We start from the raw sequence: 21678 nt of genomic DNA, 5'->3' as shown, positions 1-21678 counted from the left end.
GTGCCGCGGGCATTGGTGGATCTTGCTAGCAGCATCAAAGAATCACTAACTATGTGACAAGAAAGTGTTGATTTGAACCGGCGAGAGTTCCGGGAGTCGAACGGCTCCTCCTAGGGGATTCCCCGCTGTGCGCGGCACACCGCGAAAACCTTCCTGTCGTGAGTGAGGATGGAGCCATGGCAAAGCACAAACGCGGCCCGTCCGCGGTGACCTACAAGCAGACCGTATCCGTGCTGGTGATCCAAAGCGCCTCCTGGTGAAGCAGATGAGGCTCCGATACGCCGGAACGTGCCGGTTATGTGCCGCGTCGCTGCCGGCCGGAACACAAGCGATCTACGAAAGCGAGACGAAGACCGTCCGCTGTGTGGAATGCGCCACCGAGGCTCAGGAAAACGATCCTCCCGAACTCGAACCACCTGATGATGAGTCATTGTCCGATGACTCCGGAGTAGCCGGCTCGTCCGCTCGACGGGAGTATGAGCGCCGAAAGGCGAAGGACGAGGAGAAGCTCCGCGAGAAGTGGGGTCGCTTCGGTGGTCTTGCAGTCGCCCTCTCGGACGAGCGCCAGCCCACTAAAGCCTGGGATCAGGGCGCGGTCGGTGAGGAACGCCTCGGCGCCCGGCTCAATGCCATGGGCTCAGCCGGTCTTGCTGTCCTCCACGACCGGCGCATCCCCGGCTCGAAGGCCAACATCGACCACATCGCCATCACGCCCCGCGGTATCTGGGTTATTGATGCCAAGCGGTACAAGGGCCGGCCTGAACTGAAAATCGAGGGCGGCATCATCCGCCCACGCGTCGAGAAGCTCCTCGTTGGCCGCCGTGACTGCACGAAACTGGTCGACGGGGTGCTCAAACAGGTCGACGTCGTGCGCGACCTCGTGGGGGATGTCCCGGTCACCGGGGCACTGTGCTTCGTCGAAGCGGACTGGCCCCTCATCGGGGGCTCGTTCTCGACTCGGGGTGTTCACGTTCTCTGGCCGAGACGGCTAACCAAACTGCTGGCAGAGCAAACAGCCGGCGATGTTGATGTGGCACAGATACGTGAGGCGGTAGCGTCGCGGTTCAGGCCCGCGTGACGGAAGCAGTCCGTGCGACAATGACGCCATGACCCACGAGCTGCACGCATCCGCCGCGCCGGAACTGGACCGCACCGCCCACCCGGGATTCGAAGCCGCCTATCAGGCCGCCCGGAAGAGCCTGGCTGAGGGCGGCATCCCCATCGGAGCGGCGCTCGCCCGCGACGGCGTGGTCATTGCCAGCGGGCACAACGAACGGGTCCAGAACGCCGATCCGATTGCCCACGGGGAAATGTCGGCGCTCCGGGCCGCCGGCCGGCAGAAGAGTTACCGGGACACCACGCTCTACACCACCCTCGCCCCGTGTGCCATGTGCGCCGGAACCATCGTCCAGTTCAAGATTCCCCGCGTGGTGGTGGGTGAAGCACGCACCTTCGACGGCGAGCTGGAGCTCCTGCGGACACGCGGGGTGGAGGTGGTGGTCCTGGATGATCAGCGTTCGGTCGACATGATGCGCACCTTCCAGGCCGACAACCCGGACCTTTGGGCTGAGGACATCGCCGAGTAGCGGAAACCCTGTCAGCCGCCGGGCGAGACCGTATGGAGTCCGGCTTGAGTTGCTGCCCTCACAAGCTCCTTGTCGAACGCGACCAGGGCCTGCGTTTCAAGCCTGATCGCCGCGGCAAGGTGGATCGCGTCGGCGCTGCGCAGGCTTCCCGGGAGGGCGGCCGCATACAGGAGGTCCGAGCGCGTCAGGTCCACCAGGTTCAATGCGTCAAGGACAGCGTTGACCAGTTCCGGCGGCAGGCCGCGGCGGTTGGCGGCACAGTGCAGTTCCGTGTGAAGGAGCATTGAGGCTACAAGCCGATCACCCCGTTGCCCGGCTTCTGAAAGGAAATCGGCGGTGGGACCGGATTCCGGTTCCTCGACCACCAGCTTCAAGGCGGCCGACGTGTCGACGTAGACGATCATCGGTTGCCGCGGAGGTCAGCGATCATCTCTGCCGTGCCGGCCTCAGAAGCCACACGCTGCAGCAACCGGAAGTCGACGGGGCTCTGCGCTGCCTGGCGCACGCTGCCGGACTTGAGTAGGCGCTCGAAGGGGGAGGCTGCTGGCGGAATCAGGGTGGCTGCAATTTCACCATTATTCGTGACATCGATGGTCTCGCCGTTCTTGACCCGCTCCAGAATCTTGCTGCTCTGGTTTCGTAATTCGCGGTGGGGAATTGTGGTCATGCGCACCTCCGTAGCAATCGTAGCATTCTGCACTTCAACGCAAACGGATACCTTCGAGCGCCCACTCCCACCGGATCAGCTCCTGCTCCAGCCGGACGGCCGGGCCAAAGGTGTCACTCCCCAGCGCCTGGTACAGCGCCAATTCCTCTTCGGTCAGCCGCGTCAGGTCAGCGGTCGATGGCTGCGGCTCGCTGCCCCACACGTCCCGGTGCTCCAACAGGGTGGCCTCATCCATCAGGACGCTCACCACGTGCGGGTGCACTGCCCTGAGCTCATCCAGGATCCGGAAGCCGTGGGTATCCAGGTCACCCCAGTACAGAACCTCGCACTCACGCAGCCAGCCGGCATCGCGCAGGGACGAGAATCCGTAGCCGCCGCCATAGATCGCCAGCGAACCCGGACGCTCCGGCAGAGCCAGGAAGTTCACCAGGTTCTCTGTGACGATCACCGATGCCACGGGCAGCCGCAGCGAGCCGAACGCCGCCGCCGTGACGGTGAGGTCCCGCGCACCGCCGAGCAGGGGGACCGCAGGGTCCAGCATCCGGAACCGGACCAGTTCGGGCGGATGCACAAATCCGTGCCGTGCCGCGAAACGGGCGGCCGGCGTCCCTGCCGCGGACTGCCCCAGCAGGGCATCGGGTTCCGCCGGGACGTCCGGCAGGTCCCCGCCAACGGGCGGCGCCTCCGCGAGAGCCTGCGAACGCAAACACTCCGCCAGCTCATCGATCACCCTCCGGTGGTTCTCGATGAACTTGGTGTGCACGCCGGGCAGGCTGAGCTGCCGGACGTAAACCCCCGGATCGGGATTGTCCCGCAGCCACAGCGCCACCCGCCCGGCTGTCAGCGCATCCGCCCCAAGCTCCAGCAGCCTGAGCGGCCGCCGCAGCACCCACTGACGGAGCGATGGATCGAGGGCAGCCAGGCCCCCGGCAAGCTCCATAAACCGGGCAGCGTCCTTCGATTTCCCAACAAACCCGATCTCATCCCCGGCCGCCGCAAACACCGCGGCGGCGGGCAGCCGGTTGGAACCGATCGTGCTCCGGCCCACCTCCACGGTCTCCAGGCTGAACGGACCGGCGGCAGCAAACAGCTCACCCGCCCACGCACCGGCCGCGGCGTAATCCCGGAGGAGGGCAGCCGCCGTCGGACGCTTCAGCGGACGACGCCGGGGGTACAGTCCGGTGGGTTCCAGCAGCTCCCGGAGGAGCGAACCGCTGCTCCACGCCTTCATCGACAGGGCCTTCAGGTCAGCCAGCGTGGTCCAGGACTCAGCCGCCATGCCGGTCCTTCTCCGCGCGGTACTCCTGGATGGTCATGTTGCGCAGCTGCGAATCGTCGCCATTGGTGTTCGCCACGAACCCGACGTGCGAGACGAACGGCTCGATCACGTGAATCTTCTGCAGCGGAGTGACGATGAGCAGCTGCAACTTCATCCGCTGGAACAGCTCCAGCCCATACCTGGCGGACTCGTCCGAGCCACGGCCGAACGCCTCGTCAATCACCACGAACCGGAAACTCCTGCCGCTGCCGGCATTCCTGCCCGCCCCCTTGCCGGAACCCAGCCCGAACTGGAACGCCAGCGCGGCCGCGAGGATGGTGTACGCCAGCTTCTCCTTCTGCCCGCCGGACTTGCCGCCCGAATCCGTGAAGTGCTCGTATTCCTCGCCGGTCTCCGTCCACTTCTCCGACGCCGAGAACGTGAACCAGTTCCGCACATCGGTCACCTTCGCAGTCCACTTCCGGTCCAGGTCCGTCAGGCCCTCCCGGCCGCGGAACCGGTCGATCAGCCGCTCCACCTGCAGGTACTTTTGCTCCGAGTACTGATCCGTCTGCCCGATGGTCCCCTCCGAGCACGCCCGCAGGTCGCTGCCGAACTCGCGCACGTCCTGGTCCGAGGCGGCCTGGTGCTCCAGCTGGATATGCCGGCCCGTGTTGTAGGGAATGCCGGCCAGGGACTGGTTGATCTCGCCGATCCGGTCCATGATGTTCTGCCGCCGGCTGTCCAGGAACGCGTTGAATGCCACCACCTCGCGGATGGTGTTCTGGTTCAGCAGATCCTTGAACTGGTTCTCGAACCGGGGCAGGTCGTTGCCCACCAGCTGCTCCAGCAGCCGGTTGTAGTCCGCCGCGGCCTCCAACGAGGCGTCGACATCGGTGGTTTCGTTCGGGTACTTGTTGCGGAAGTCCGCCATCTGCCGGACCGTGCTCTCTGCAGCCCGGGCGATCCGCTTGGACAGCGCGTCGATGGTGTCCGTCAGTCCGTTCCGCACGGCGCTCTCCACCGTGACGGTGTTCTTATAGGTGAGCGGTTTGTCCCCGAGCGCTGCAGCGGTGAGGCGTTCGACGGCGGCCAGCACCCCGCCGTCGTCCGTCACCGGCGTTTCTGCGAGCGTGCCGCGGCACTCCTGGATTGCCTCGGCGATGTCCCCGGCGTCCTTCTTATTGGCGCCCAGCCGCTCACGCAGCTTGCCCGCCTTCTCCTCCAGCCGCTCCAGCTCCGCCGTGACCTGTTTCTGCTTGCCCATGAGCTGCTGCAGGACGTCACTGGTGGTCTCCAGGGCCTGCTTCTCCGCTTTCAGGTCCTCGATGCTGCGGGCGGTGGCCTGCCAGCTGATCTCGCCGAATTCCGTGACGGAACCGACGACGCCGAGCTGCTGGTTCTGCCGGCCCAGTGCCCCCAGCCTGGTGTTGACGCGCTCCAGCTGCCCGGCCACGACCTTCAGCGTGCCCTGCACCTCGTCAAGATCGGCGCGGAACCCGGCGATCTTGTCGTGGTTGTCCCAGCCCAGCACGTAGTTGCGACGGTCCGCCAGGTCCTTGCGGTCATCCTTCTCGTGCCGGCCCCGGCCGCCTTTAAGCTGGCCGTTGGCCGTCAGCGCCTTGGGGTAGCGGCGGAAATCGGCCAGGTTCTCGCAGCAGAAGTAGTCAAACCGGCTGCTGAGCTCCTCCTGCAGGAAGTCCCGGAACGGGGTGCCCTGCTTGATGGCGATCTTCGCCGCGAGCGTCCCCGGCTCGGCGGCCCTGGGCGCAGGGGACTCGCCGATCTTGAGGTATACCAGCCGGCCGCGCAGGTTGTTCGTGTCCACCCAGCTGCTGACCGCGGCGTAGTACTCCGCCGGGACCAGGAGCGAGAGGGCGAACCCGCGGAGGGTCCGCTCGGCAGCGCCCTCCCACGCGGCCTCGCCGTCACGGACCTTGAGCAGCTCACCCACGTAGGGCAGGTCGCTGTCCGTGATCCCGGTGCCTTCGCAGAGCCGGCGGCGGATATCCAGCTGGGGGAGCGGAATCAGGTTGCGCCGGGCCTGCAAGCTGGTGAGCTCGGCTTTGATCTCCCCGGACCTGGTGTTGAGCCCTGCCTGCTGCATGGACAGCGCGGTGCGCTCTTCGTGCAGCGCCTCGGATTGGACGGCCAGGTCCTGTTCCACCCCGGCGAGTCCCGCCCGGTTCGCATCGAAGAGGACGCGGTCTTCGGGGGCCTGCAGGCCAAGGTCCGCTGCGGCGGCCGAGTAGGCCTCGAACCGCTGTTTCTGCTCGGCGGACTTGGCGGCCAGTGCGGCAAGCTCGGCGTCGATCGCGGTGAGCCGCCCGCCGCCGTTGGTGCGGATGTCTTCCTCCACCCCGGCGAGGTCCCGGCGCAGCTGTTTGACCTCGCCGTTCAGCCGCACTGAATCCTCCTGCAGCCGCACGCCCGTGCGCTCCAGCTCGGCCTGGTGCTCCAGGCTCAGCTGCAGTTTCCGGTCCGTGAACCAGGGGTGCAGCTGGTCGCGCTGTGTGCGAGCCTGTCCGTCGTCGGCGGTCAGCCCGGCATGCAGGGCGGCGCCCTCTTTGATGGGTGTCAGCAGGGCGATCTGGTCCTTGGCCCGGAGGACCGCGTCGTGCGCTTTTTTCAGGTCGTCGAAGTGGTGGATCAGGTTGGTGATCCGGGTGGCGACGTCGTCCTCCTCCAGCATGTTGCTGCGGACGAACGAGGTGATGTTCTCCACCTGCTTCATGGACACGGTGCGGTGGAACAGCTCCATGGCCTGGTTGCCGCTGATCCCGAACTGGCGTTTGAACGCGGCCGAGTACGGCTCGAACGAGTCATGGACCGTGGCCCCGGCCGCGCGGAGCTTCTTTTTCAGTTTCAGCGGGTCCTGGCCGAAGTTGCTGAAGTCCGCAGCAATGGTCTGGTCCGCTTCCGCGAGCGAGTAGAACCGGCTGGGCTGGCCCGCCTCCTGCGTGGCCCACAGCGTGATGCCCAGCGTCACCCACTTGCCGAGGACGGCGTTGTGGAAGACGCCCAGCACCACGGTCAGCTGGCCCGAGCCGCGCAGCGCCACCGGCTTGGAGTACTCTCCGCCGGCGCTCCGGGCGCTCTTGTGGAAGCCCCGGACGTACGACATCAGGGAGCGTTCCTTCTTCTGCGCCCCCGCGGCCTTGTTGTACTCGATCTTGTGCGCCGGAAGCAGCAGCGTGGTGATCGCATCCACCACCGTGGACTTCCCCGAACCGATGTCGCCCGTGAGCAGGCTGTTCGCGCCGTCCAGCCGGAACGTGCGCACTCCCTGGTGGAAGGTGCCCCAGTTGAGCAGCTCCAGGCGGTGCAGCCGGAAACCCGGGGGAGTGCCGCCGTCGGCCGCGGTATCGTCCAGGCTGAATAGGCTCTCCTGCAGGTCCGTGCCCAAATCCGCGGTCACTGGTCGTCCCCTTTCCCGGGTGCCCCGCCGGCCGCGACTGCGGCCGGCGGTTCACCGGCGAGCGTGGCACGGTAGTCAGCCAGCCGCGCGTCGAACTCTTCCAGCCACTGCGCATCCACGTACGCCTTCAGGATCCGGGCCACCTCGTACGTCTCCGCCTGCCCCTTGAGCTTGCGCAGGAAACCGAGCTCCACCACCTTCTTGATGTCCGTGCCCAGCCGGTCCAGGACGCGGGCCTCGTTGCTGGATTCGGGCAGGAACACCGAGACCATGTCCGCGATCTCCTGTTCGGTCATGATGAGCCGGACCTGGCTGCTGTTGATGTCGAACTCCATCATGCGGCGGCGGAGCAGGGCCAGCAGCAGGCTGACGTTGAAGGTCAGGGTGCGGCGGGCGATGAGCCGGGGGAGCGTGCCGTCCGGATCATCCTTGGACCGCAGGAACGCGTAGCCCTCGGATTCGTCCAGGACCAGGTCCAGGCCCAGCACCGACACGTAGTCACGCACGTGTGAGGTCAGCCCGAGCAGGGACTGCCACAGCTTCTCATCGTTTTCCGCGTACAGCACGCCCTTGAAGAGCCGGGTGACGACGGCGGGAAGCTCCTCGGGCGTATGGGTTTCAGCTGTGGCTGGGGTGTTCATGCCGGCCTTCCGAAGATGATCTGTTCGATGGTGGCTTCGCGGATGGAGCCGTCCGGCAGCTGCCAGGACAGGCGCTGGGACTGCTCAGGGTTGATGCTGGCCCAGTCCGATTCGGTGGCCAGCTGGTAGTACGCCACCACCTCCGCCAGGCCCTGGGAAAGAGGATACGCCGCGGTGACTTCGGCGAGGGTGGTTTGCTCCGCCTCGGCCAGGATGGCATCAATGTTGGCCCGCAGGCGTTCCTTGTCCACGAAGAACTGGCCGAACAGGGCCGATGCGTCCACGTCGGCGTCGTCGGCCGTTTCCACGGCATCGTCCACCAGCACCTTGCGGCTGGGCTCATAGAGGGGCCGTTCGAAGGGCAGCACCACGTCCACGGAGGGCGCGTCAATCTCCATAAAAGCGCCCGACGGCGGTGCCTCCCGGGTGCCCAGCGCACCGGATTCGATGCTGCGGATCAGCTGCATGATGCGTTTGTTCTCCAGGAACACCTTGTCGTCCAGGAGCCGGCGCATCTGCTGGGACAGCTGGCGGACCGTTGCCTGCGTCTGTTCGACGGCGGGCAGCCAGTCCTGGTGGAGGTTGGCCACCGCCTGCATGTCGGTTTTGGCCAGGGCTTCGATGTGGGTTGCCCTTTGCAGGAGGTCCTGCAGCTCATGTCGGAGCTGGGGCGACATCAGGTAGTCCCAGAAACCTTGGAACGTGCGGCCCTGGAGGGAGCTGCTGATGTCCTGCTGGTTGTCGAAAATCGATTCCAACAGTTCACCCTGCGTGCCGTCCCAGGTGGCGATCTGCTCGCGGACTTGCCGGTCCAGCTTGCGGAAGTTCTGCTCCACCTCCCGGAAATCGGACAGCAGGTCCTTGGCCAGGGCGGTGAGCTGCTGGAGGTGGTCCAGCGCTTCCGGGCCGGTCATGACCCGGATGTTGCCGTCGCGGATCCGCTGCATCTCGGCGTCGATCCCGTCCCGCTGCTGCTGCAGTTCCGCGAGCCGCACCTCCGGGTCCGTCTCGGACTGCTGCACCAGCTGCTTCAGCACCGCGAAGATGCTGGTGAGGCGTGACTGCGTGGCCACGAAATCCCGGCCGCGCAGGTTCTCCACCCAGCGGACCACGTCCTCGGCGGCGGCCGTGAGGTCGTAGTGGGGTTCGTCCTCGCCGGGGACGTAGTACTTCCGCAACCACTGGCGTTCGTCGGCAGCCCAGTCATCCAGGTATTCACCGGCGGGGCGAGGGAACCTGTCCTCGCCTTCGCTGTCCCGCAGGCCGAACAGCACGTCATCGAGGACGTCGATCAGCTCCTGCCGGCGCAGGTTGCGCTGGTTGGGCCCCGTAAACGCGGCCATGAAGAAAGTCAGGGCCAGAGGTGCGTTTTGGGCACGGAGCAGGGACCAGCCTGCATGGTTCTCGCGCAGGGAATTGATGGCGTAGAAGTCCATTGGGGTCCCGTGTTTGGTGCGTCACGTCGGGTTTCACTCTAGCCGTCCTCCTCGGACGCTCTATCACTTAGTGCGGGTTCCCTTCGAACGCTCTCTCATTTAACGCAGGTTTCGATGAACGCTCTCTCAGGCTCTGTTAGTCTCAGGCTCCATGACCGAACTCCGCCCCGACGGTCCAGCCACAGTCGGCTTCCTCCACACGGCACAGGTCCACTTAAGTAGTTTCGAGTCCCTGGCCCGGGAGCTCCTCCCGTCCGCACGCACGATCCACCGCGTGGATCCCGAAGCTCTGGAGCTTGCCAGGCAGGACGGACCAAGGGAGCGCGTGCGCGCGGTGGTAGCCGGCTACCTTTCGGAACTCCGGGAGGCAGGATGCGAGGTCATCCTCTGCACGTGCTCAACGCTCGGTGAGGTCGCGGAAGGACTGTCAGGAGACGGCCTCCAAGTGATCCGCATCGACCGGCCTATGCTTCGCCGGGCTGTGACGCTCGGCCCCCGGATCGGTGTGGTCGCGGCCCTCACCAGCACCGTGGAGCCGACCGCGCGCGTCCTCGCGCAGGAGGCCGCGGACGCGGGAGTCGCAATATCGCTGGAAGTCAGTGTCGTGGCTGACGCATGGGATGCCTTCCTCAGCGGAGATGCTGAGGGCTACCGCTCCCTTGTTGCACACGCGGCGCGCGCACTCTCAGGCCGTTGCGACGTCGTCGTCCTCGCCCAGGCGAGCATGGAACCTGCCGCCGCATTGCTGACCGGGCTCGCGACTCCAATCCTGACCAGCCCTCGCTCCGCCGTCGAAGTGGTGGCCACAGTCATCCCGTCCCGCTGACAGGGCGGCTCCGAATAGCAGTTGGAGGTGGAGGCAGTGAACGGACCGTCAGGACACAGCGGGCCGCACTGGCGCCGGGTGATGGCGGCGCTCGCCAACCCTGACGCGCGAACCGCCTACGCGCAGATCGCGCTCGGTGAGGAAATCCTTGCCGACGCGAAGGAGCAGCGCCGCAACCGGGCCATCGCCCTTCTGCTGGAAGCCGGGCTGGTGGAGCGGACTGGAAGCGACGCTTATCAGGCCGCCGAGACGGTCTTCCGCGAACTCTTGTCCCAGCAGCCAAAACGCCAGCCGAAGACCGGGGTGGACCGTTTCCTCCGCTTGGGCCAAATCGACAGGTACCCTGCCAGCGCGGCCGACCGGCGCGAACTCCTGACCTGGATCGTGGGCGAAGCGATCCAGCCGGGGGAGGCTCTGACCGAACGGCAGGTCAATGAACGGCTGCTGAGCTACACCGACGACGTGGTGCTGCTGCGCCGCTACCTTGTCGACTTCGGGCTGTTGGAGCGGACCGCGTCGGGTTCCTCGTATTCCCGGCCGGAGTGAGACCGGGATTGCCTAGGGCAGCTGTTGCCGTTCCCCAACGCTCACCAAGCCCTAGGATTAAAGTGTCCCCATGGAGTGCCGGATCAAAGACGTCCTGATCCACTACGCCGAGCATGGAACCGGCGTGCCCCTGGTTGCCCTGCACGGGGCCGGGGTTGATCACCGCGAGATCGAGGCGGCGGTCGAGGCCATTGTTCCCGGCACGGGATACCGGCGGATCTATCCGGACCTGCCGGGGATGGGCCTCTCGACCGCTGAAGGCCTGACTTGCAACGACGATGTGGTGGCGCTGCTGTGCGATTTCCTAGATCACCTGGGCGCGGGACCGGTGATGCTGCTCGGGCACTCCTACGGCGCCTATCTGGCCCGCGGTGTGGCCGCGCGGCGTCCGGACAGCGTGCTCGGTCTGGCGCTGGTGTGCCCCGTCGCCGAGCGGGCGGGCAGCGTGCCTGACCACAACGTGGTCCGCCAGGACGCCGGCGCGTACGACGAACTCGACCCCGCACAGCGGACGGGGTTCGACAAGTACTTTGTCTGGCGCACCCGGGCCACCGCCCGCAGATATCGGGAAACCGTAGCGCCGGGCATGGCCATGGCGGACGAGGCTGCGCTGGGCCGAATCTTCGCCGGGTGGACGGTGGACGTCGGGCTGACCGCTTTTCCCTCGCCCACCTTGCTGGTGGCGGGCCGACGCGATGCGGTCGCCGGGTACGCGGACACGGCCGCACTGCTCGAACGCTACCCGCACGCCACCCTGGCCATCCTTGAGGACGCCGGCCATGCGCTCATGCACGAGCGGCCCGAACTGCTCGCCGCGTTGCTCAACGACTGGCTCGGCCGGGCCATGGCCCACCACAGGTGGGGATGACCCCCAACCCGTATGCGGGTTTCCCCCCGTACCCAGGAAGGGAAAGCCCGCCTAGCGTGGAAGGCAGCCAAACAAGGAGGTTTGCCATGGGTGTTGTGCCCCTGAAGGACATCGTCGAGCCCGCCTTTCACGCCCGCTACGGCGTCCCGGCCATCAACATTTTCAACGACCTGACCATCGAGGCGGTCCTCGCCGCAGCCGAGGAAGCAAACTCCCCGGTCATCCTCCAGACCTCCGTCAAGACGGTCCGCAGCATCGGCTCACGCCAGCTGTTCGATATGTGGAAGTCCCTGACCCTCGGCATCCAGGTCCCCGTGACCCTGCACCTGGACCATTGCCCGGACCGCGACGTGGTCACCGAATGCCTCAAGGCCGGCTGGAACTCCGTCCTGTTTGACGCCTCCAACCTGCCCGTGGAGGAAAACCAGCGCCAGACCATCGAAGTGGTTGCCGAGGCCCGGCAATACGGCGCCCAGGTGGAGGGCGAGATCGAGGCGATCACCGGCGTCGAGGATGACCACGGCTCGGACAACGTGGCCCTCCAGCAGAGCCTGGAGACGGCGCTGAACTTCATCGACGCCACCGGAATCGACGTCTTCGCCCCCTCGATCGGCAACGCGCACGGCTCCTACAAGGCCGCCCCCGTGCTCGACGTTGGCCGCGTCACCGAGATCGTCGAGGCCCGGCACATCCCCATCGCCCTGCACGGCGGGTCCGGCCTGAGCCCGGAGCAGTTCGCGGACCTGATCGCCCGGGGCTGCGCGAAGGTCAACATCTCCACCGCCTTGAAGGAAACGTTCATGCAGTCCTCCCTGGCCTTCCTGAAACAGGCCGAGCAGAACAACAAGTGGGACCCGCCGTCGCTGTTCCGGCACACCCGCGCGGAAGTCATGGCTATGGTCAAGGAGCTGACCGAACAGTTCGGCAGCGCCGGCAAGGGCGGCCGCTGATGCCGGCCCTGATCTTCGACTGCGACGGCGTCCTCGCCGACACCGAACAGCACGGCCACCTCCCGGCCTTCAACCGGACCTTCGCCGAGTTCAACGTCCCCGTCCAGTGGAGCGTCGAGGAATACGGCGAGAAGGTCAAGATCGGCGGCGGCAAGGAACGGATGCGCAGCATCGTCACCCCGGAGCTCGCCCGCAGCCTGGGCCTGAAGGATGACGCCGCCGTGGACGAGGCCATCCTGGCCTGGCACCAGCGCAAGACCGCCGTCTATAAGGACATGGTGGCGTCCGGGGTCATGCCCGCCCGGCCCGGGATCGCCCGGATCGTCCAGGAAGCCCACGACGCCGGATGGACCCTCGCGGTGGCCTCCACCTCCGCGGAACCGGCCGTCCGCGCGGTCCTCACGCACGCCGTCGGCGAGGACCTCGCGAAGCATTTCGCGGTGTTCGCCGGCGATATTGTCCCCGCGAAGAAGCCCGCCCCGGACATCTACCTGCTCGCGCTCCGCGAGCTGAACCTGGACCCGGACGACGCGATCGTGGTCGAGGACAGCGCCAACGGCCTGCGCGCCGCCCTGGCCGCGGGGCTGCGCACCCTGGTCACGGTCAGCGGCTACACCCGTGAGGAGGACTTCACCGGCGCCTCGCTCGTGGTCAGCTCGCTGGGCGACCCCGCCGGGGAGGCACCCGAAGTCCTCGCCAACGAGGCCGGCGTCGACGTCCCCAACGTCGTGACCCTCGCGACGCTGCAGGCCATCCTGTCCCGGCCCCGGCCCGGGCCGCCCGGCAACGGCGCCGGAACCCCCACCGCCCCTTCGACCCCGACGGAGACCCCATGACCGCCACCGACCTCGCCGACGTCGAATACGTCGTCCGCACCCTCGCGCAGACCGCCGTCGACAAGGAAAAAGAGTTCGGCGACCTGGACGCCGTGGTGGGCGACGGCGACCTGGGCTACTCCCTGGCCCGCGGCTTTGAGAAGGTCCTGCAGGACTGGGACAGCCTCAAGCGCGACGACGTTCCCACGTTCCTGCAGCAGATCGCCCTGGCGATCGCGAGCCGGATCGGCGGCACGTCCGGACCGCTGTGGGGGACCGCGTTCCTGCGCGCCTCCGCCGCGGCGAAGACCGTGGACAGGATCGACGGAGCCGCCGCCGTCGCCATGCTGCGCGCCGCCGCCGAAGGGATCATGACCCGCGGCGGCGCGAGCCTGGGGGACAAAACCCTGCTGGACGCCCTGGTCCCGGCCACCGACGAGCTGGAACGCCAGCTCGCCGCCGGCGCCGGAGCAGCCGAATGCCGGGCCGCGTTCGCCAAAACCGTCCGGGAATGCGCGGACGCCACCAGCAAACTCGAGGCCAAGCGGGGCCGGGCCAGCTACAGCGGCGCGCGCAGCATCGGCTCCCCGGACGCCGGTGCCACAGCGCTCGCGGTCATCATCGAACGCATCACCGAGGGCTGGGACCAGCGCTGAGCCCTGTTTGTCCTTCATCACCCTGACCAGCACAACGACGTGGAGATCACATGAAAAAGTTCCTGAACGACCCCAAACAGTTCGTCCCCGACATGCTCGAAGGCCTGGCGCTGGCCAACCCCGAAACCCTCAAGTACGTTCCCGAATACAACCTGATCATGCGCGCCGACGCCCCGGACCAGAACAAGGTCTCGATCGTGCAGGGCTCCGGCTCCGGCCACGAACCGGCGCACGTCATGATCGTGGGCAAGGGCATGCTCGACGCCGCCTGCCCGGGCGACGTGTTCGCGGCACCACCGTTCGACTACGTCTACGAGACCACCAAGATGATGGCCTCGCCCAAAGGCGTGCTGCTGCTGGTGAACAACTACACCGGCGACAAGATGGTCTTCGACATGGCCCAGGAAATGTCCTCCGCCGAGGGCATCAACGTCCGGACCCTGTTCATCAACGACGACGTCTCCGTGGAGGACTCCACCTACACGATCGGCCGCCGCGGCGTGGCCGGGAACTTCTTCGTCATCAAGGCCGTCGGAGCCGCCGCCGAACGCGGCGCGGACCTGGACGAGGTGATCCGGATCGGGGAGAAGGTCAACTCCGTCACCCGCAGCATGGGCGTCGCGCTGACCGCCTGCACCCCGCCGGCCAAGGGCAGCCCGCTGTTCGAACTCGGTGAGGACGAGATCGAGATCGGCGTCGGCATCCACGGTGAGCCGGGACGGCGCCGCGGGGCCATGATGAGCGCCGACGAGATCGTCGAGGAGATGCTCACCCCGATCGTCCGGGACCTGCCGTTCGGCGACGGCGACCGGGTGGCCCTCATGATCAACGGCCTGGGCGGAACCCCCATCAGCGAGCTGTACCTGCTCTACGGCCTGGCCCACAAACGCCTCGCCGGGCAGGGCATCAGCGTCGGCCGCAGCTACGTCGGGGAGTACTGCACGTCCCTGGACATGGCCGGAGCGTCCATCACCCTGGTCAAGCTCGACGACGAGATCGAGTCGCTGCTGAGGGACCCCGCGGAGATTCCCATCCGGGTGTTCTGAGGGCCCTCCCCGTCATTTGGGGTACCCGGTCAGTGAAGTACGACGGCGGAGCCGGTCACCTTTTCAGGTGGCCGGCTCCGCTGCTGCTGGCAGTCGCCGCTGGTCAGGCGGGATATTCCACCCCCACATCGGCGTGCAAGGTGCCATTATGGTGGGACAGATCAGCAGTGCACTGCCGCGTGGCCTGCGGCGCGCGGTTCGTCAAGGAGGACGAGAAATGACCGACACCGGGACGCGATCTGCCACCGCGGTAAGCAGCCTGCGCCACGCCGAAGACACGCAGGACAACCTGGACACCGTCGTCGCCCTGGCCCGGGACCTCGCGGGCCGGTTCGAGCTGCAGCCGCTGCTGGCCCGGATCCTGGGCCACGCCACCTCCCTGCTGGGGTGCGAATCGGGATCGATCGCCCTGGTCAACGAGGCCGGCGGCACCTACACCAAAAAGGTTGACATCGGCGTCGGATGCCAGGAAGGCCAGACCTTTTCCCTGCAGGAGGGATTCACCGGCCAGATAGTCCGCAGCCGGTCCACCGTCATCCTCGACGCCTACAGCAGCATTGAACGCGGGCATATTCCACCGACGGATCCGCGATGGGACTGTGCCGTGATCGGCGTCCCCATCCAATGGGGAGAGCAGATCGTCGGCGCCTTCATTGTCTTCAGCCCGGAGCGGGGCCGGGTGTTCACACCCGGGGAAGCCCGGCTGGCCGAACTCCTGGCCAGCCACGCCGCAATTGCCATGGCCAACTCCGACCTGCACGCCAAAGCCTCAGCCCGGGAACTCGAGGCCGCCGTCGCCGCCGAACGCGAACGGGCGGTCCGCGACGTGCACGAGACCGTGGGCCGGGCCCTTGCCACCCTGCTGCTCAGCCTGGACGAGGCCGAGAGAGCCAGCCGGCTCGACGGGGCGGAACATGCCGTCACCCCGCACCTTGGCAAAGCCCGGACCATTGCCCACGATGCCCTCGCCGAGACCCGCCGCACGGCCCTGGGCATGGGGCCGGCCGCGCTCGCGGGCCGGACCCTTGACGAGGCCTTCGCCGCGGAACTGGCGTGGGTGGAATCGATGACCGGCGCCGGCACCCAGCTGACCGTGATCGGCGAATCCCGCCCGCTGGCACCCGAGATCGCGCACCAGGCCTTCAAAATCGTCCAGGAGGCGCTGAACAACGTGGTGGTCCACGCGCGTGCCTCGACGGTGCGGGCCGGACTGATCTACGGGCGCGGCGCGCTCGCCGTCCTAGTGGAGGACAACGGCCAGGGCTTCGACCTCGCCGCAGCGCATGGAGACCACGCCACGCTTCCCTCCGGCTGCCTGGGGTTGCACGGCATGACCTCCCGCGCCGTGCAGCTCGGCGGCGACCTGCATATAGAGTCCACCCCGGGATGGGGGACGAAGGTGCGGGCCACCCTCCCGGACCGTGCCCGAGCGCCGGAGGCGTCAGGACAGCCGCAGTGGAAGGTCCTGATCGCCAACGATCATCCGATCGTCAGCGCCGGCCTGGTCCGACTGCTGGGGATCGCCGAGCCCGCCATCCAGGTCAGCGCCGAGGTGACCTCCACCGAGCAGCTGTGCGACGCCTACGAACTGCTGCGCCCCGATGTGATTCTGATGGACCTGGACATGGTCCACCAGAACACCACCGGGCTTCTTGCCCGCATCCGCGAGCTGGACCCCGGCGTCGCGATCGTGGTGCTCACGGACAACCCCACCGTGGAGCAGGTCCGCGCCGCCCGGCAGGCCGGGGTGCGCGGCTTCATCAACCGGCGCGCGAACGGGGAAACCATTGCCCGCATTATCGTGGCCGCCGGTCAGGGCGAAGCCTCCATGGAGGGCGAAATCTTCGACCACCTCATCAGCGGCTCCGCTGCCGATGCGGGGTCCGCCCAGTTCACGGCGCGTGAACGCGAAGTCCACCACATGGTCATCCGCGGCATGGCGGACAAACAGGTTGCCCGCGAGCTGCAGATATCGGTCAAGACGGTGGAAAAGCATGTGGGCTCCATCCTCCGCAAGACCGGGGCGCGAAACCGGACCATGCTGGTGAGCATCAACGCCCAGGAGGCACTTCCGCCGCAGCCCTGGCAATAACCCGCCGTCCGGGCCAGGCCCGCCGTCCGCCGTCGGGCCTGGTACGCCGGATCAGGGGATGAGGATGGCGCGGCCGCGGACCTTGCCGGCATCGAGGTCGCTGATGGCCTGCTGGAAGTCGTCCAGCTTGTACTTCTGGGTGTGCAGCGTCACCGCGCCCCGTGCCGCCAGCGCCATCAGGTCCTGCAGATCGTTGTAGGACCCCACCAGGTTGCCGATGATGTTGATTTCGGCGGAGATGATGTCGATGGTCGGGACATCGATGTTCTCGCCATAGCCCACCACAAAGTAGTCACCGGCGCGGCGCAGCATCGCGATGCCTTCGGCGGTGGCCCCGCCCTCGCCCACAAAGTCGATCAGCACCTCCGCGCCGTGGCCGCCGGTCAGGGCCAGCACCTGCTCCACCTGGCTGCCGTCCGCCACCACGCCGTCGTCCGCACCGATGGACTTGGCCAGGTCCAGTGCGGCGGGGTTGCGGTCCACCACGATTATCCGGCTCGGCGTGAGGGCCTTCAGCACCTGGATGCCGATGTGCCCCAGGCCGCCGGCGCCGATCACTACGCAGGTGTCCCGCGGCGTCAGCCTCTTCGCCGCCTTCGCGGCGGCGTGGTAGGCGGTCAGGCCGGCGTCGGCAAGGGCCGCCACGTCCGCGGGCTCCAGCGCATCATCGATCTTCACCACCGACCGGGCGGAGGTGAGCAGGTACTCGGCGTAGCCGCCGTTCGTATCGATCCCCGGGAACTTGCTGTTTTCGCAGTGCACGTCATCACCGGACCGGCATGCCCGGCACAGCCCGCACGTGATCAGCGGGTGCAGGATGACTTTGTCGCCCTCCTTGACGTTGGTGACGGCGCTGCCCACCGCATGCACCCACCCAGCGTTCTCATGGCCGATCGTGTACGGCAACTGCACCTGGGACTTCTCCGCCCACTGGCCCTCCAGGATGTGCAGGTCGGTGCGGCACACGCCAGCCCCGCCGATTTTGACCACGACGTCCCAGGGGCCGGCGGCGTCCGGGACAGGCGCCTCGGTCATTTTCAGGCCTTGGTGGTAGCCGACCACCTGGACGGCGCGCATGGTGTTCATGGGTGTTCCTCCTTGAGTGTGAACGGGAGCAGATGGTGATGGTCGGCCGGCTCAGCCCCTTCGGGCCGGTCCGCCTGGTCGGCGCCCGATCCCGCGTACCGGGTGCGGAGCAGGCCGCGGCAGAAATGGGCGTTGCCGTCGATGGAAATGCGCGTGGACCGCGCCCGCCGCAGCGCCATCGGCACGTGCTCCGCGGGATAGGGGCGGCCGTCCTGGTCAACAAGTACGACGGCGGCAGGTTCCGTCGGCAGCCCAAGGGCCACCCGCCGTCGTACTAATGCGTCCTTGGTCCGGCCCGCGGGCAGGTCACCGAGCCGCACCGTCCCCACGTTCGCTTCGGTCAGCGCGGGATCGGCCCGCAGCAGTTCGGTGAGGCAGCGTTCCATGGCCGCGGTGTGCGCCTTCCGCCGGAACGTCAGCCGCAGTTCGTCCAGGCTGTCCTCGGCCTCGTTCCCGAAGGTGCCCTTGTACCCGGCATCGGCGGCAAGCCCGGCGTTGATCAGGGCGGAGTCGTGGTGGTCATCGAGCTCCACCACCACCTTTCCAACCCCCAGCGCTGAAATGGCGTCCTTGCTGTCGGAGGCCATGAGGTAGGCGAAGTTCGGGGAGCAGAACGAGGTGGGCAGCCGCAGGTGCACGGTCACCAGCGTGCCGTCCGCCGCGGCTGTGACGTCGATGGACCGGACGAAGCCGAGGCCGGTGATGGGCTCGTCGAGCTCGGGGTCCAGGACCGCATCCAGGGCGCGGCGCACGTCCGCCTCCCTCACCGTTGCCGCGACCGCTTCCGTTGACGCCGCGAGGAGGTCCTGGAATGCGGCGGCATCATGCTGCGTCAGCGTCATGGCGTGCCGGCCAGGTCCGCCCGCTCGGGCTGCCGCGGGCCGGTGGCCGGTTCGCCCGCGGCCGGCAGCTGCAGCTCAGCCGGCACGGGGATGTCGTACATCTTCGCCGCGTTCAGCCCGAGGATCTTCTTCTTCTGGTCGGTGGTCAGCGGAGCGTACTCGTTCATGTCCTCCGGGATCTGGAAGTCCACAAAGCGCTCAATGAGCCAGCGCGGCGTCCACAGGGCGTAGTCGCTGGAGAACTGGATCCGGTCTTCCCCGATCCAGTAGATGAGCTCGCCGATGATCTGCGCGAAGTACCGCGGCCGGGTGTGGATGAAGGGCATGGCGACGGCCAGGCCGCCGTGGACGTTGGGTTCCTGGGTCGCGATCCAGCAGAAGTCCTCCAGCCGGGGGAGCCCCACGTGTTCGACCACGAAGTTCAGGTCGGTGAAGTCCGAGGCGGCGTTGTCGACGTCGGCCACGTCGAACGCATCCCGGTCCAGCGGGCGGATGGTGGGGCCCTTGTGGACGTGGATGTTCTTGATGCCGAGCGTGCGGCACTCCTCGAAGTAGCGGTAGGCCCACGGATCGGAGAGCTTGTAGCCGCGGGACTCCCCGTGCCATTCGGCGGTGTAGAGCTTGACCCCCTTGAACTTCATCTTCTCGTGGTCGGCGCGGAGCTGGTCCAGGCCGCGCTCGCCGTTGCGGGGATCAAAGCAGTGGTTGTAGGTGAGCTTGTCCGGGTGCCCGGCGGCCAGCTCGTAGGCTTCCTTCGTCTGCCCGAAGCCGTTCTTGTAGAAATCGCCGAGGTACGCGGGCTGGAACACCGCGTGGTCCACGTAACCGTCCTCGAAGAGATCCTTCATCAGGCGCTCACCGCCCTGGTACAGGTATTCCTCGTAGGTCCACAGCTCCTCCGCGGGGGAGAGATTGCGGTGGTAGTCATAGAAGCAATCGATGAACTGCTTGCCGTGAATGTTGCGCTGGTTCTCCGGCCGGGCGTCCCACAAGGCGATGTGGGCGTCGACGATGAAGTAGTTCTCGCCGTCTTTGCTGTACATGTCCGTCTCCTCCCGGCGACTGCCGTAGTCGCCAGATCAAGGCGACTGCCATAGTCGCCACACCAACAGGGTAGGGCGGTTCGGCAGGCCTAAACCTGTGACCGGTGTCTCATTTTGAGACACTCGGGGCTCGCCGTGCCGGTCATAGCGACGTAGTCTCGAATAACCAGCACAAGGAGGCCGGCAATGGTGCCGAATCAGCGCGTGCCTGGTCCACGGCCGGACCGTGGCGGGCAGGACCGTGAACTGGCGGTTGCCTCCCGGCGCCTTCTCGCGTCGTGGCAGCGGAGCGAGGAATACGGCGTATCAGCGGAGGAAGTGGACCCCGTGTGGGCCGGGAGTGTCGCTTCCGACTCGCTGTTCTACCAGTGCGGGCAGGAGGTGCTGACCGGCCTGTACCAGACCCTGGCCAACGAGCCGCTGAGCCTGATGCTCACGGACGCCGACGGACTGGTGCTCAACCGGTTCAGCGGCGACACCACCTTGCTGCGGGCGCTGGACAAGGTGCACCTGGCGCCTGGTTTCGCATTCTCCGAGCGGGAAGCCGGAACCACCGGCCTGGGCCTGGCCCTGGCCGACCGCACGCCAAGCCTGGTCCGCGCCGAGGAACACTACAGCGCAAGCCTGCGCACCTACACCTGTGCCGCAGTCCCCGTGCTTGATCCCCTCACCGGACGGCTGGAGGGCAGCGTCAACATCACCACCTGGTCCAGGTCCTCCCCGGAACTGCTGCTGGCCCTGGCCCAGTCCGCCGCGAGCACAATGTCGGCTTTGATGCTGGCCAAGTCCGGGGGCCGGCAGCCGAAACCCGGGCCGAGGGGCGGGGTGTTCCGGGTGCAGCGGGGCAGGCTGGAGCCCGGTTCCGGCACACTGCGCGCCATGTCGCGGCCCTGGACCGAAGCCCTGGACGCAGCGGCGGCGGCGCTGGTTTCCGGCAAAGTAGTGGCCGCCGTCGGGGAACCGGGGACCGGACGCGCCACCCTGCTGGGGCAGGCCATCCGCCAGGCGCACCCCGGCAGCCGCATCCTCTGCGCTGCGGTTCCGGCGCCCCAGGACGTTGAAGCCTGGCTGTCGCTGTGGACGCCGGAGCTGTCCAAGCCCCACACCGCGGTGATCGTGGAAAACACCGACTTCCTGCCAGCCTGGGCCGCGCAGGAGCTCAGTGCCCGGGCAGTCAGTTCGCGTGACCCGGGATTCGGGGGCCATCCCGCCGCCGTCACCTGGGCCGTCACGGCGGAGGACCTCACCGCCATCCCGGCGCAACTGGCTGCGCTGGTGGAAACCGTGGTGCCGGTGCCCGCGCTGCGCGACCGGAACGCCGACGTGATGCCCCTTGCCCGGTACGCCGCCCGCCAGGCCCGGCTGCGGGAGGTGGATTTCACGCCTGCCGCGGAACAGGCGCTCACCACGTACGGCTGGCCCGGCAATGTGGATGAACTTTTCAGCATGGTCCAGGACGCGGCCCTGCGCACGGAAACCATCGATGTGCGGCACCTGCCGGCCGCACTGCTTGGACGCTCAGGTCCCAGGCTGACGCGGATCGAGGCCGTTGAGCGGGACGAGATTGCCAGGTGCCTGTCCCGGCCGGGCACAACCGTTGCCGCCGCCGCCGCGGAACTGGGGATCAGCCGGGCCACGATCTATCGGCGCATGGCCCGGCTGGGAATCACCGCACCAAAGTAGCCCTGCGCGCTGCCCCGCGATGACCTCCCCCTTCAAACGCTCTCTCAGTTAATGTGCGTTTTTCCCGGACGCTCTCTCAGTTAATGCGCGTTCGCAGATTGTCAAGCTGTGTGGAGTCATTGGGTTTGTTGTGTGGGTGTTTTTGTTGCGGGAAGGTTGATTCCGGCGTGGCTGGCGGGGGCTGGTGTGATGGGGCGCTGGTGGAATCGTTCGGGGTTC

Annotated in this window: 20 protein-coding genes; 11 read left to right on the top strand and 9 right to left on the bottom strand. The window is 67.2% G+C overall.

Annotated features, from left to right (window positions below):
• Positions 1-265 precede the first annotated feature (265 nt).
• Both PY310_RS19490 and PY310_RS19485 read left to right on the top strand, forming a co-directional pair.
• A complete protein-coding gene (locus PY310_RS19490; RefSeq protein ID WP_275216203.1) occupies positions 266-1078 on the top strand; it encodes a nuclease-related domain-containing protein in 813 nt (270 codons plus the stop codon).
• A gap of 28 nt (positions 1079-1106) precedes the next feature.
• A complete protein-coding gene (locus PY310_RS19485) occupies positions 1107-1586 on the top strand; it encodes a nucleoside deaminase (protein ID WP_275216201.1) in 480 nt (159 codons plus the stop codon).
• A gap of 11 nt (positions 1587-1597) precedes the next feature.
• On the opposite strand, the gene PY310_RS19480 is transcribed toward PY310_RS19485, so the two are convergent.
• The 6 genes from PY310_RS19480 to PY310_RS19455 are packed head-to-tail and all read right to left on the bottom strand — an operon-like array spanning position 1598 to position 9006.
• Positions 1598-1990, bottom strand: a complete 393-nt coding sequence (locus PY310_RS19480; RefSeq protein WP_275216200.1) for a type II toxin-antitoxin system VapC family toxin — start codon at positions 1988-1990, stop codon at positions 1598-1600.
• Positions 1987-2253: a type II toxin-antitoxin system Phd/YefM family antitoxin gene (locus PY310_RS19475; RefSeq protein ID WP_275216199.1), complete on the bottom strand. Its 267-nt coding sequence runs from the start codon at positions 2251-2253 to the stop codon at positions 1987-1989. The genes PY310_RS19480 and PY310_RS19475 overlap by 4 nt, the downstream gene beginning before the upstream one ends.
• Positions 2254-2287: 34 nt before the next feature.
• A complete protein-coding gene (locus PY310_RS19470; RefSeq protein ID WP_275216198.1) occupies positions 2288-3532 on the bottom strand; it encodes a Wadjet anti-phage system protein JetD domain-containing protein in 1245 nt (414 codons plus the stop codon).
• Positions 3522-6929: an ATP-binding protein gene (locus PY310_RS19465; RefSeq protein ID WP_275216197.1), complete on the bottom strand. Its 3408-nt coding sequence runs from the start codon at positions 6927-6929 to the stop codon at positions 3522-3524. Before PY310_RS19465 ends, PY310_RS19470 begins: the two co-directional genes overlap by 11 nt.
• The gene (locus tag PY310_RS19460; RefSeq protein ID WP_275216196.1) at positions 6926-7570 is read right to left on the bottom strand and encodes a DUF4194 domain-containing protein; all 645 of its coding nucleotides are present in this window, start codon (positions 7568-7570) and stop codon (positions 6926-6928) included. The genes PY310_RS19465 and PY310_RS19460 overlap by 4 nt, the downstream gene beginning before the upstream one ends.
• A complete protein-coding gene (locus tag PY310_RS19455; protein ID WP_275216195.1) occupies positions 7567-9006 on the bottom strand; it encodes a DUF3375 domain-containing protein in 1440 nt (479 codons plus the stop codon). Before PY310_RS19455 ends, PY310_RS19460 begins: the two co-directional genes overlap by 4 nt.
• Positions 9007-9157: 151 nt before the next feature.
• Between PY310_RS19455 and PY310_RS19450 the strand changes: the two genes are divergently transcribed.
• The 8 genes from PY310_RS19450 (at position 9158) to PY310_RS19415 (ending at position 16805) form a co-directional block, all read left to right on the top strand.
• Positions 9158-9832: an aspartate/glutamate racemase family protein gene (locus PY310_RS19450; RefSeq protein ID WP_275216194.1), complete on the top strand. Its 675-nt coding sequence runs from the start codon at positions 9158-9160 to the stop codon at positions 9830-9832.
• 36 nt (positions 9833-9868) lie between these two features.
• Positions 9869-10378 carry a DUF2087 domain-containing protein gene (locus PY310_RS19445; protein WP_342755763.1) on the top strand — a complete coding sequence of 170 codons (510 nt, stop codon included), beginning with the start codon at positions 9869-9871 and terminating at the stop codon, positions 10376-10378.
• A 70-nt stretch (positions 10379-10448) separates the two neighbouring features.
• Positions 10449-11246: an alpha/beta fold hydrolase gene (locus PY310_RS19440; RefSeq protein ID WP_275216193.1), complete on the top strand. Its 798-nt coding sequence runs from the start codon at positions 10449-10451 to the stop codon at positions 11244-11246.
• 86 nt (positions 11247-11332) lie between these two features.
• Positions 11333-12196, top strand: coding sequence for a class II fructose-bisphosphate aldolase (locus tag PY310_RS19435; protein ID WP_275216192.1), 864 nt, complete (start codon positions 11333-11335; stop codon positions 12194-12196).
• Positions 12196-13032: an HAD-IA family hydrolase gene (locus tag PY310_RS19430; RefSeq protein WP_275216190.1), complete on the top strand. Its 837-nt coding sequence runs from the start codon at positions 12196-12198 to the stop codon at positions 13030-13032. Before PY310_RS19435 ends, PY310_RS19430 begins: the two co-directional genes overlap by 1 nt.
• Positions 13029-13667: a dihydroxyacetone kinase subunit DhaL gene (gene dhaL / locus PY310_RS19425; protein ID WP_275216189.1), complete on the top strand. Its 639-nt coding sequence runs from the start codon at positions 13029-13031 to the stop codon at positions 13665-13667. The genes PY310_RS19430 and dhaL overlap by 4 nt, the downstream gene beginning before the upstream one ends.
• A gap of 50 nt (positions 13668-13717) precedes the next feature.
• Positions 13718-14713 (top strand): dihydroxyacetone kinase subunit DhaK, encoded by a 996-nt coding sequence (dhaK, locus tag PY310_RS19420; RefSeq protein ID WP_275216188.1) that lies wholly within the window; start codon positions 13718-13720, stop codon positions 14711-14713.
• Positions 14714-14930: 217 nt separating this feature from the next.
• On the top strand, positions 14931-16805 hold the full coding sequence (locus tag PY310_RS19415; protein ID WP_275216186.1) for a GAF domain-containing protein: 1875 nt from the start codon (positions 14931-14933) through the stop codon (positions 16803-16805).
• Between the two features lie 51 nt (positions 16806-16856).
• On the opposite strand, the gene PY310_RS19410 is transcribed toward PY310_RS19415, so the two are convergent.
• Genes PY310_RS19410 through PY310_RS19400 form a run of 3 tightly spaced genes read right to left on the bottom strand, consistent with a single transcriptional unit; the run spans position 16857 to position 19776 of the window.
• Positions 16857-17891, bottom strand: coding sequence for an NAD(P)-dependent alcohol dehydrogenase (locus PY310_RS19410; protein ID WP_275216185.1), 1035 nt, complete (start codon positions 17889-17891; stop codon positions 16857-16859).
• Positions 17888-18733, bottom strand: a complete 846-nt coding sequence (locus PY310_RS19405) for an iron-sulfur cluster assembly protein (protein ID WP_275216184.1) — start codon at positions 18731-18733, stop codon at positions 17888-17890. Before PY310_RS19405 ends, PY310_RS19410 begins: the two co-directional genes overlap by 4 nt.
• Positions 18730-19776 carry an amidohydrolase family protein gene (locus tag PY310_RS19400; RefSeq protein WP_275216183.1) on the bottom strand — a complete coding sequence of 349 codons (1047 nt, stop codon included), beginning with the start codon at positions 19774-19776 and terminating at the stop codon, positions 18730-18732. Before PY310_RS19400 ends, PY310_RS19405 begins: the two co-directional genes overlap by 4 nt.
• Positions 19777-19962: 186 nt before the next feature.
• Here PY310_RS19400 and PY310_RS19395 point away from each other — a divergent pair, with 186 nt between their 5' ends.
• Complete coding sequence (locus tag PY310_RS19395; protein WP_275216182.1) at positions 19963-21459, top strand: AAA-type ATPase lid domain-containing protein; 1497 nt, start codon at positions 19963-19965, stop codon at positions 21457-21459.
• Positions 21460-21678 lie beyond the last annotated feature (219 nt).

The sequence above is a fragment of the Pseudarthrobacter naphthalenicus genome (genome assembly GCF_029076445.1).
Taxonomy (GTDB): Bacteria; Actinomycetota; Actinomycetes; order Actinomycetales; family Micrococcaceae; genus Arthrobacter; species Arthrobacter naphthalenicus.
The sequence above is the reverse complement of the archived record's forward strand: the minus strand, read 5'-3'. Positions and strand labels throughout refer to the sequence as shown.